Annotated in this window: 12 protein-coding genes; 6 read left to right on the plus strand and 6 right to left on the minus strand. The window is 63.2% G+C overall.

Going from position 1 to position 10,581, the window contains the following annotated elements; all coding sequences use genetic code 11:
• Positions 1-5 precede the first annotated feature (5 nt).
• A complete protein-coding gene (locus tag BUE39_RS26345; RefSeq protein WP_073431641.1) occupies positions 6-938 on the minus strand; it encodes a 2-hydroxyacid dehydrogenase in 933 nt (310 codons plus the stop codon).
• A 266-nt stretch (positions 939-1,204) separates the two neighbouring features.
• On the opposite strand from BUE39_RS26345, the gene BUE39_RS26350 reads away from it, so the two are divergent.
• On the plus strand, positions 1,205-2,683 hold the full coding sequence (locus BUE39_RS26350; protein WP_073431642.1) for a sensor domain-containing diguanylate cyclase: 1,479 nt from the start codon (positions 1,205-1,207) through the stop codon (positions 2,681-2,683).
• Positions 2,684-2,707: 24 nt separating this feature from the next.
• On the opposite strand, the gene BUE39_RS26355 is transcribed toward BUE39_RS26350, so the two are convergent.
• Both BUE39_RS26355 and BUE39_RS26360 read right to left on the minus strand, forming a co-directional pair.
• Positions 2,708-3,031: a VOC family protein gene (locus BUE39_RS26355; RefSeq protein ID WP_073431643.1), complete on the minus strand. Its 324-nt coding sequence runs from the start codon at positions 3,029-3,031 to the stop codon at positions 2,708-2,710.
• Complete coding sequence (locus BUE39_RS26360) at positions 3,028-3,249, minus strand: hypothetical protein (protein ID WP_073431644.1); 222 nt, start codon at positions 3,247-3,249, stop codon at positions 3,028-3,030. The genes BUE39_RS26355 and BUE39_RS26360 overlap by 4 nt, the downstream gene beginning before the upstream one ends.
• On the opposite strand from BUE39_RS26360, the gene BUE39_RS26365 reads away from it, so the two are divergent.
• The gene (locus tag BUE39_RS26365) at positions 3,248-3,589 is read left to right on the plus strand and encodes a zinc ribbon domain-containing protein YjdM (protein ID WP_073431645.1); all 342 of its coding nucleotides are present in this window, start codon (positions 3,248-3,250) and stop codon (positions 3,587-3,589) included. The genes BUE39_RS26360 and BUE39_RS26365 overlap by 2 nt on opposite strands.
• A gap of 75 nt (positions 3,590-3,664) precedes the next feature.
• Here BUE39_RS26365 and BUE39_RS26370 read toward each other — a convergent pair whose 3' ends face one another.
• Both BUE39_RS26370 and BUE39_RS26375 read right to left on the minus strand, forming a co-directional pair.
• The gene (locus BUE39_RS26370) at positions 3,665-5,065 is read right to left on the minus strand and encodes a heavy metal sensor histidine kinase (protein ID WP_073431646.1); all 1,401 of its coding nucleotides are present in this window, start codon (positions 5,063-5,065) and stop codon (positions 3,665-3,667) included.
• Positions 5,062-5,733, minus strand: coding sequence for a heavy metal response regulator transcription factor (locus BUE39_RS26375; protein WP_073431647.1), 672 nt, complete (start codon positions 5,731-5,733; stop codon positions 5,062-5,064). The genes BUE39_RS26370 and BUE39_RS26375 overlap by 4 nt, the downstream gene beginning before the upstream one ends.
• 195 nt (positions 5,734-5,928) lie before the next feature.
• Here BUE39_RS26375 and BUE39_RS26380 point away from each other — a divergent pair, with 195 nt between their 5' ends.
• The 3 genes from BUE39_RS26380 to BUE39_RS26390 all read left to right on the plus strand — a co-directional run bounded on the left by BUE39_RS26380 (position 5,929) and on the right by BUE39_RS26390 (position 8,053).
• Positions 5,929-6,558 (plus strand): hypothetical protein, encoded by a 630-nt coding sequence (locus BUE39_RS26380; RefSeq protein ID WP_073431648.1) that lies wholly within the window; start codon positions 5,929-5,931, stop codon positions 6,556-6,558.
• A gap of 92 nt (positions 6,559-6,650) precedes the next feature.
• Entirely contained in the window at positions 6,651-7,283 is a 633-nt protein-coding gene (locus BUE39_RS26385) for a cytochrome b/b6 domain-containing protein (RefSeq protein ID WP_073431657.1), read from the plus strand.
• Positions 7,280-8,053, plus strand: coding sequence for a molybdopterin-dependent oxidoreductase (locus BUE39_RS26390; protein WP_073431649.1), 774 nt, complete (start codon positions 7,280-7,282; stop codon positions 8,051-8,053). Before BUE39_RS26385 ends, BUE39_RS26390 begins: the two co-directional genes overlap by 4 nt.
• Before the next feature lie 22 nt (positions 8,054-8,075).
• Here the strand turns inward: BUE39_RS26390 and BUE39_RS26395 are convergent, their stop codons facing one another.
• Positions 8,076-9,044 (minus strand): AraC family transcriptional regulator, encoded by a 969-nt coding sequence (locus tag BUE39_RS26395; RefSeq protein ID WP_073431658.1) that lies wholly within the window; start codon positions 9,042-9,044, stop codon positions 8,076-8,078.
• 322 nt (positions 9,045-9,366) lie between these two features.
• Here BUE39_RS26395 and BUE39_RS26400 point away from each other — a divergent pair, with 322 nt between their 5' ends.
• A complete protein-coding gene (locus tag BUE39_RS26400) occupies positions 9,367-10,419 on the plus strand; it encodes an NAD(P)-dependent alcohol dehydrogenase (protein ID WP_073431650.1) in 1,053 nt (350 codons plus the stop codon).
• Positions 10,420-10,581 lie beyond the last annotated feature (162 nt).

Below are 10,581 nucleotides of genomic sequence, written 5' to 3' on the forward strand. Positions count from 1 at the left end.
CGTTTTCAGATCGGCGTCAACACGGCCTCGCCCGCAAAATGCCGCGTGGCGTTGGCCAGAAAGTTATCAACGGAAGCCGTGATCGCCTCCGGCGAACGGCCGCCGACATGCGGCGTCAGCACCACGTTGCGCAACGTCAGCAAAGCCTCGGGCGGGTGCGGTTCGCTCTCGTAGACATCGAGCGCGGCGCCGGCAATCGTCTGCGTGACGAGCGCCTGCGCCAGCGCGGCGGTGTCGAGCACGCTGCCGCGCGACACGTTGACCACGAAACCGTTCGGCCCGAGCGCCTCGAACACCGGCTTGCCGATCAGATGATGCGTGCCCGCGCCCCCCGGCGTCGCCACCACCAGAAAATCGCTCCATCGCGCGAGCGCCACCACGCTGTCGAAGTAGCGCAGCGCCGAGCCTTCACGCGGCTTACGGTTGTGATACGCGATGTCCATATCGAACCCTGCGCCGCGCCGCGCGACCTTTTCACCGATGTTGCCCAGGCCGACGATGCCGAGCCGCTTGCCCGACACGTTCGGCTGCATCGGCAGCGTGTCGCGCCAGATGCCGTCGCGCGTGGCCCGATCGAGTTGCGGCACGTCGCGCACGATCGCGAGCAGCAGCGCGAACGCGTGATCGGCCACGCAATGGTCGTTGGTGCCCGCGCCGTTGACGAGCACGATGCCGCGCGAGCGGGCATGGTCGACGGCAAGGTTTTCGTAGCCGGCGCCAAGCGCGCTGATCAATTCCAGTTGCGGCATCCGGTCGATTTCGGCGGCCGTCAGCCCGGTCGTGCCATTGGTCAGCACGGCGCGGATCGTATCGCCGCGCGCGGCGATCGCGGCGGAGCGCCGGGTGGAATCGGGCGCGTAGACGACGTCGAACGCGGCCTCGATACTCGCGCGGCTCGCGTCGTTCAGATGAATCAGAATCAACAGGGATGGCTTCATGGCGGCGCTTTTTCTTAACGGCATGGACGGAGGGCATGTGGAACAAGCATGCGACCAGCGAGTGTAGCAAGGCGCTAAAAAGCGCGCCGAGCCCAACGCGCTACCGCGGCGCGAGACATGTTTGAAGGCACGTTTAGAGTCCACTGTGGCGCAACCGTCGTATTGCCCGCTCCAACAGCGCAAAAAAATGATTCACGCTCCCGCTTTGTTTTCAGCCGACGCCGAACCCGCCTTAAAATAGCGGCAATTCCGATCCCGAGGCTCTCATGCTGGATACATTCCCGCGCGACCCCGCGTCCGCCAACGACGACTCCGAGATGTTCGAACTCGCGCCCGTGTCGCTCTGGCTCGAAGACTTCAGCGGCGTGCGCGCGTTGTTCGACGCATGGCGAGCCGAGGGCGTGACCGATCTGCGCGCGCACTTCGCCGCCGATCCGAGCCGCGTCGCGGACTGCGCGCACAGCATTCGCATCGTCAAGGTCAATCAGAAAACGCTGGCGCAATTCGAGGCCGCCGATTTCGACGCGCTCAACGCCAATCTCGCCTCGGTGTTCCGCGACGACATGCTCAAGACCCATCTCGAAGAGCTGTGCCAGTTATGGGCGGGTCAATCGCAATTCACGAGCCAGACGGTCAACTACACGCTCGGCGGCCGGCGGCTCGACGTGTTGCTCAAGGGCGCCGTGCTGCCCGGCCACGAAGCGCGCTGGGACCGCGTGCTGGTCTCGGTCGAGGACATCACGGAACTGGAAGGCGCGCGGCACCGCGTAACCGTTGCCGAACAGTACGTGCGCGGGCTGTTCGAACATTCGCCGGTGTCGCTGTGGGTGGAAGATTTCAGCGCGGTCAAGCGTCTGCTCGACGATGCCCGCGCAGCCGGCATTTCCGATTTTCGCGTGTTCACCGACGTGCATCCCGAGTTTGTCGAACGCTGCATGCAGGAAATCCACGTGCTCGACGTAAATCAGCACACGCTCGACATGTTCGCGGCGCCAGACAAAAAGACGCTGCTGTCGCGGCTTGCCGACGTCTTTCGCGACGACATGCGCCCACACTTCCGCGAGCAGTTGCTCGACCTGTGGGACGGCAATCTGTTCCAGCATCGCGAAGTGCTCAACTATTCGCTCGACGGCAGCGAGGTGCACGTGCATTTGCAGTTCTCGGTTCTGCCGGGGCACGAAAAGAACTGGGACCTGGTGCTGGTGGCGCTCACCGACATCACGGCGCGCAAGAAAGCCGAGGCCTACCTGGAATTCCTCGGCAAGCACGACGTGCTGACCAAGCTCAGCAACCGCTCGTTCTACGTGGACGAGCTGAACCGGCTCGAACGCAAGGGTCCGTGGCCGGTGACGATCATCATGGCCGATCTGAACGGCCTGAAACGCGTGAACGATCAGCTCGGCCACGCGGCGGGCGATGCACTGCTGCGGCGCGCGGGCGAAGTGCTCGCGAAAGCCATGGAGCCGCCCTTTCACGCCGCACGCATCGGCGGAGACGAGTTCGCGATCCTGATGCCCGACACCGACGAGCGCGGCGCCGCCGCGATGATCGACGCGATCCGCCAGTTGGTCGAGATGAACAACCAGTTTTATCCGGGCTCGCTATTGAGCTTTTCGATGGGCGCGGCGACGTGCCAGCGCGGCGACCGGCTCGAAGCTGGCGTGCAGCGGGCCGACCTGTTGATGTACGAGGAGAAGCGCCTGCACTACGCGAATCAGCCGGGAGCCGACGCGCGCGGCGTTTGATCTCCTGGCGCGTCGAAGCTCGGCTCAGCCCTTGTCGGTGCGTACCGCCTCGCCATAAGTGCTGACGATCCGCCGGTCCTGTTCGTCGGCCGAAAACCACTCCCATTCGAGCCCGTTGACGTCCTTGCTGCTCGAATAGCCCTCTACCGCGTCGTCCTCGAAACCGATGTGCCGCAGTGTTCCCGCTTTGTCCGGCATTGGGTTGATCGAGAAATTCAGCAGATCGGTGCGCCACATCGCGTAACGGCCGGGCACGACGGCCGTGGGCGGCTGAGCGAGGCGGCGGCTGTAATCGTCGATCGAAGCGTCGAGATCGGCCACGGCGAGGGCGATATGGAAACGTTTCACAGCGGTTCTCCCAGGTGTGCGATGAAGTGCCCTGCATCGTATCCGCCGCCCGCCGCGGCAACCAGTTGCGCGATCATTCCGGTATCCGCATTACCTGTTTGCGCAACGGCGGCGCCCTGCCCGCAGGCCTGGTGACCGCGGGCCGCCCGGCGCGCGTCGGCTATACTCGCGGCCTTGGAAATCACCCGCGGCGATCCGCGATCCGGAAACAACATCATGTCGACAATTCCCGCCTGCCCGCAATGCGCGATGGAAAACACTTACCCGGACGGCGAGAACTACGTCTGCCCGGATTGCGCGCACGAGTGGCCGATGAACGCCGCCGCATCCGCTGACGACAGCGACGAACGCGTCGTGAAGGACGCCAACGGCAACCCGCTCGCCGACGGCGACGCCGTGGTGCTGATCAAGGACCTGAAAGTGAAAGGCTCGTCGATCACGCTGAAAATGGGCACCAAGGTGAAGAGCATTCGCCTCGTCGGCGGCGATCACGAAGTGGACTGCAAGATGGACGCGGGCAGCTTCATGCTGAAAGCCGCGTATCTGAAGAAGGTTTGAAGAAGGTTTGAAGAAGGTCTGAAGCGGCGGCTCTGAAATTCGAACCGCCGTCGCGCGCGCTGGCGCAGCCCCGCATCACGCGCGCGGAAAATGCAATTCCAAGCGCACCACACCGGGCACCGGACACACCACGCGCGCCGTGCCGCCATGCAGATGCATGATCGCCCTGACGATTGCGAGCCCCAGTCCGCTCGATTCGGTGAACTCGCTGCGCGCCGCATCCGCGCGATAGAAGCGATCGAACAAACGATTTAGCTGCGATTGCGGAATCGGCTCGCCGTCGTTTTCGACCACCACGGTTGCGCCCTTTTCGTCCTCCATGCCGCGCAAGCGTATGACCGTATCGCATGCGCCATAACGCACCGCGTTGACGACCAGATTGTTGATCGCGCGGCGGCATAGCATCGGGTCGACCGCTGCCGCGCCTTCAGCAACCACTTCGAAGCGCATGCCGCGCTCGTCGGCGAGTCCTTCGAAATAGTCCGCGATTCGGGTGAGTTCGCCGCGCAAATCGACCGGCTCGCGTTCGATGCACAGCGCCGCATGATCCGCATGCGCAAGAAACAGAATGTTCTCCGCGATGTGGCTCAAGCGGTTCAGTTCCTCCAGATTCGATTCGAGTACCTGCTGATATTCCTCCGGCTCGCGCGGCTTGGCGAGCGTCACCTGGCTCTGCCCGATCAATGCGCCAACGGGCGTGCGAATCTCATGCGCCAGGTCGGCGGAGAACTGCGACAGGCGCTGATACCCGTCGGCTAGACGGTCGAGCATCGCGTTGAACGCTTGCGTAAGCTGGCGCAATTCGACCGGCGCCGCCTCGCTGTCGAGCCGCACGGACAGACTCGCCGGACTGATCTGCGCCGCCCGCGTGGCGATCTCGCGCACCGGCCGCAACGCGCGGCGCAGCACGCAGTAGGCGAGCAGCGTCGCGGCCAGCATGCCGATCAGCGTGGCCAGCAGGATGCGATCGCGATACGCGGCCAGCATGCGCACTTCCTGAGTCATCGGGTGCGCGGCGATCACCTCGACTTCGGTGCCGTCCTCGCGCGCTCTCGCGCTAGCGATCGCCCAATGCACCGGCACGCCGTCCGGCAAACGGGTCTGCCGGATGTCCGCTAAGGTCGGCAAGCGGCCGCCTTTTGCGGCTTGCAACGCGGGCACCGCCACGTTCGCCGGATTCACGTCGATAAACGGCGGCTCGCCTGGGCGGCGAAACAGCAGCACGTCCTGCTCCGCGCCGAGCATGGTCTCGAACAATAAAGGCCGGCTCTTCAGATCGCTGACCGAATACAGATCGTGCACGATGCGGCTGAAATGCTCGACGCGCCCGCTGAGCACCACGTCGGCGCGACGCTGCAGCGACAGTTCGGCCGAGCGATAGAAATACGCGCCGAGCGCGCCGATCACCACGCACGCGATCAACGCGAACAGCAGCGTGGTGCGAACCGTCAACGAACGCTCGGTCCAGAGTTTCATGAGCCGTCGCCAAACGTGTAGCCAATACTGCGCACCGTATGAATCAGCTTCTTTTCGAACGGATGGTCCACTTTCGCGCGCAGCCGTTTGATCGCCACGTCGACCACATTGGTGTCGCTGTCGAAATTCATGTCCCACACTTCCGAGGCGATCTGCGTGCGCGACAGCGCCTCGCCCTGGCGCCGCACCAGCAGATGCAGCAGCATGAATTCCTTGTTGGTCAGGGGAATCTCGATGCCTTCGCGCGTCACCTTGCGGCGCAGAACGTCGAGCTTCAGGTCGGCGATCTCGAACACGTCGCGCTCGCGGATCACGCCGCGGCGCAGCAGCGTGCGGATGCGCAACACGAGTTCGGTAAACGAAAAGGGCTTGACGAGATAATCGTCCGCGCCGAGTTCGAGGCCGCGAATGCGATCGCTCACGTGATCGCGCGCGGTCAGGAAAATGACCGGCAGATCGCGCCGCGCGCGCAGTGTGCGCATGATTTCCCAGCCGTCGATGCCCGGCAGCATCACGTCGAGCACCACGAGATCGTAAGCGTGCTCCAGCGCCATGTGCAAACCATCCGTGCCGGTGCGCGCGAGATCGACCGCGTAGCCGCTTTCACGCAGACCTTTTTTCAGGTAGTCGCCGGTTTTCGGGTCGTCTTCGATGACGAGAATGCTCATGACGCTTGGCGCTCCAACTCGGACTTGCGTTCGGGCTTCAATGTGCGTTTTCGCTGAAGCCCGGACGTGGATATGCCGGCCATTCTACGTGGCCGCGGCGCGCCGTTCATTACGTTTTTGTCATTCATATGTCATTCCGCGGAGCCGATCGCGCGCTTAATCTGGGCGTTATCGTTCACCACCTGGAGCCGATCCATGAACATCGTTTCAGCGCGCATGCTGCGCGCCTTCATCGCCCCCGCACTCGCCGCCGCCCTGCTCGCCACGGGAACCGCCGCCCACGCACAGAACGCCATGCCCACCGGCGTGCGCGGCACGGTGACCTCGCTCACGGGCGATCTGCTGAAAGTGCATACGCGCGACGGCAAGGACGTCGACGTGAAGTTGCCCAAGGACACGCCGATTCGCGGCGTCACGATCGCGGACGTGAACGACATCAAAGCGGATAGCTATGTCGGCACCGCCGCGATCCCGCAACCCGACGGCACACTGAAAGCGCTCGAAGTGCACGTGTTTCCGCCGAGCATGCGCGGCGCCGGCGAAGGCTTTCGCCCCTGGGATCTCGGCTCGAACAGCACGATGACGAACGGCACGGTCGGCTCGCTCGTGGTCAGCAACGGCCGCACGATCACCGTCAAGTACAAGGACGGCGAGAAGAAGATCGTGATTCCGCAAGATGTGCCCATCGTCAGCCTGCAACCGGGCGACCGCTCCTTGCTGGTGCCGGGCGCGAAGGTCGTGCTGTTCGCACACAAGGAAGCCGACGGCACGATGGCGGCGAACTTCATCTCGGCGGGCGTGCATGGCGTGACGCCGCCGATGTAATACGGCGCCTGTTCAGCCTTGCCTCGGTTACGCCGGCCGCGTTGTTCGGCAACGCGGCTTTCCCGTTCCCTATTCGTCTCATGATGCCCGCCATGACTGAAGCCAAAGCGCGCCTGGTCGTTCACCCGCTCGTCGTCCGCGTCACGCACTGGATCAACGCGTTTGCGATGGTCTGCATGGTGACGAGCGGCTGGGCGATCTATAACGCGTCGCCCATTTTTCCGTTCAGGTTTCCCGTCTGGGCGACGGTGGGCGGCTGGCTCGGCGGGTCGATTGCATGGCATTTCGCGGCCATGTGGCTGCTGTGCGCGAACGGCTTGCTGTATCTCGCGTACGGCATCGGACGCGGGCATTTTCGCCGCAAGCTGTTGCCGGTCCGTCCGCGCGATGTCGTGCACGATGCGGCATTAGCGCTGCGATTCAAGCTGCCGCACGATACCGGCCAATACAACGCGGTGCAGCGCGCGCTCTATCTGCTCGTGTTGTTCCTCGGCGTGGTGCTGGTCGCGTCGGGACTGTCGATCTGGAAACCGGTGCAGTTCTCGTGGCTCACCGCGGTGTTCGGCGGCTTCGACTTCGCGCGGCGGGTGCACTTCGTCGCGATGGCGGGCGTGGTCGGTTTCGTCGTCGTGCATCTGGCGCTGGTGCTGCTGGTGCCGCGTACTTTGCCGCCGATGTTGACCGGTCGCGCGAGACATTGCGCACAAGAAGGAGATCGCGCATGAGCGCATCCAAACCCACCGACGCGGACAAACCGCGCATCGTCCTAGCGGATCACCAGCCGCAAATCGAGCGCCTGCAGCGGCGTCTGTTCTTGCGATCGTCGCTGTCGATCGGCGCGCTCGCGATGCTCTCGGGCTGCAACATGCAGGACGGCGATTCGGTCGACAAGGTGCTGTGGGCGATGTCGCGCTGGAACGATCGCGTGCAGGGCTGGCTATTCGACCGCAACAAGCTCGCGCCGACTTACGCGGCGAGCGAGATCACCGACCCGTTCCCGTTCAACGCGTTCTATCCCGAGTTCGACGCGCCGGACATCGACGGCTCGACGTATCGGCTGGAAGTGTCGGGCCTCGTGTCCGACAAGCGCACGTGGAATCTCGATCAACTGCGCGCATTGCCGCAGACTTCGCAGATCACGCGCCATATCTGCATAGAAGGATGGAGCGCGATCGGCCAATGGCGCGGCGTGCCGTTTCGCACGTTTCTGGAACGCGTCGGCGCCGATCTGAGCGCCCGCTATGTCGGCTTCAAATGCGCGGATCGGTATTACTCCAGCCTCGACATGGCGACCGCGCTGCATCCGCAAACACAACTCACGCTCGATTTCCGCGACGCGCCGCTGCCCGCGAAATACGGCTATCCGCTCAAGCTGCGCGTGCCGACCAAACTCGGCTTCAAGAATCCGAAGCATATCGCCGCGATCTTCGTCACCAACACGAACCCCGGCGGCTATTGGGAAGATCAGGGCTACAACTGGTTCAGCGGTTTATAGCGTTCGCCGCGAGAATGAACGCTTATACGGCCGTCACGTAACGCGCGACCGGCTTCACCACGCGCGGCGTCGGGGCATCGTAGATGGTGCGCATGCGCTTGACCTCATCGACCGGGCTCAGGCCGAACAGCCGCTTGAACTCGCGGCTGAATTGCGACGCGCTTTCATAACCGACGCGCGCCGCGGCCGCGCCCGCATTCAAACCGTCCTGCACCATCAGCAAACGCGCGTGATGCAAACGCGTGGTCTTCACGTATTGCATCGGCGAGGTGGACGTCACCGCCTTGAACTGCGCATGAAACACCGCGAGGCTCATGCCTGCCTCGGAGGCGAGCGTATCGACGTCGAGTTGCCCATGGTAGTCGGCATGAATGCGCCGCAGTGCCTTCGCGATACGGCCGAAGTGATTCTGATGCGTGAGCGCCGCGCGAATCGCATCGCCCTGCTCGCCGGTCAGCACGCGATAACAGATTTCGCGGACCACGCCGGGCGCGAGTATGCGCGCGTCGAGCGGCGAAGCCAACGCATCCATCAGACGCTGCACCGCATTGCACAGCGCCGGGTCGAGCGGCGTCGAATAGATGCCGGCCGGTTCGTTTCGCGTGGCGCCTTGGGTTTCGTTCAGCGCCATCAGCAACTCGGCCACCATGGTCAGATCGACGCGCACCGAGATCGCGAGAAACGGCGCTTCCGGACTGGCCTCGGTCTCGCATTCGAACGGCAGCGGCACCGAAAGCACGAGGTACTGCTGCGCGTCGTACTGAAACACCTGGTCGCCGAGATAACCGCGCTTGCGGCCCTGACAGACGATCACGATGCTCGGCTCGTACATCACCGGCATGCGCGGCAGCGGATGATTCGCGCGCATCAGGTTGACGCCTTCGAGACTCGTGCGGGTGAAGCCCGGATTGGGCGCGAGCACGTCGAACAATTCGATCAGACGCTGCTGGGCGGCATCGGCCGAAAGGGGTTCTACTGAGGGAGCTGGCATGACGGTATAGTGACGCGCAAGAGAATAATGCTTGAAATCTAGCATCAAACGGACTACCGCGCTCCTTGTCAGGAGTTTTAGGCAAATCTTCAAGACATTCAGGTATTCCCCGCCTCGTGCCCGGCTTCTATCATGGGAACCCTGCCGGATCACTTTTCTCCGCGCTGCGCCGGGCCCGGTTGTCGATTCACTGCTTCGGCGAATTCGGCAGCCCTGCCGGCGCCGTGATCCCGGTTCATCACAAGGTTCGGCCGCATCGGCGACGCGCGTCGCCCATCGCCGGCGGCCTTGCGACATCACCACCCCTTTGCTGGAGCTACTCATGAGCACGACGTATGCCTATGCAGCGACCGACGCCACCGCGCCGCTCGCCCCATTCGAATTCCAGCGCCGCGCACTGCGCGCCCACGACGTGCAGATGGAAGTACTGTTTTGCGGCGTGTGCCATTCCGATTTGCACCAGGCGCGCAATGAATGGAAGAACACGGTGTTCCCGGTCGTGCCGGGCCATGAGATCGTCGGCCGCGTGACTGCCGTTGGCCCGGACGTGACGAAGTACAAGGTAGGCGATCTGGTCGGCGTGGGCTGCCTTGTCGATTCGTGCCGCACGTGCGCGAGTTGCGAGGAAGGACTCGAGCAGTACTGCGAGAACGGTTTTGTCGGCACCTACAACGGTGTGGACCGTGTGGACGGCCAGATCACTTACGGCGGTTATTCGACGCAACTCGTCGTCGACGAGGAATTCACGCTGCGCGTGCCGGACAATCTCGACCCCGCGGGTGTCGCGCCGTTGCTGTGCGCGGGCATCACGACGTACTCGCCGCTGCGCACGTGGGGCGCCGGCCCTGGCAAGAAGGTCGGCATTGTCGGCCTCGGCGGTCTGGGCCACATGGGCGTGAAGCTCGCACGCGCGATGGGTGCGCATGTGGTGTTGTTCACGACCTCGCCGTCGAAGATCGAGGATGCGAAGCGGCTCGGCGCGCATGAAGTGGTGATCTCGAAGAATCAGGAAGAGATGGAAGCGCATTTGAACAGCTTCGATTTGATTCTGAATACCGTTGCCGCGCAGCACGATCTGAATCCGTTTTTGAATCTGCTGAAGCGGGATGGGACCATGACGTTGGTCGGTGCGCCCGAGCACGATCATCCGTCGCCGCAGGTGTTCAATCTGATTTTCAAGCGTCGGCGTTTGGCCGGGTCGCTGATCGGCGGTATTGCCGAGACGCAGGAGATGCTGGATTTCTGCGGCGAGCACGGGATCACTTCGGATATCGAGGTGATTCCCATGCAGGGGATTAATGAGGCTTATGAACGGATGCTTAAGAGCGATGTTAAGTATCGGTTTGTTGTCGATCTGGATTCCTTGCGGAAGTGAGTGTTTTTTTGGCCTGCGCGGCGCTTTGGGTTGTGCTTCTTGGTGCCGTTGGCCTTTCCTTGTGGTCTTAGAGGGTGTTAGGCACTTTTTGTCAGACCTGGTATCCTGGCAGAATGAAAAAACGCAGGCCATACCCAACGGATGTATCGGATGAAGAGTGGT

The sequence above is a fragment of the Paraburkholderia terricola genome, from assembly GCF_900142195.1.
Taxonomy (GTDB): Bacteria; Pseudomonadota; Gammaproteobacteria; order Burkholderiales; family Burkholderiaceae; genus Paraburkholderia; species Paraburkholderia terricola.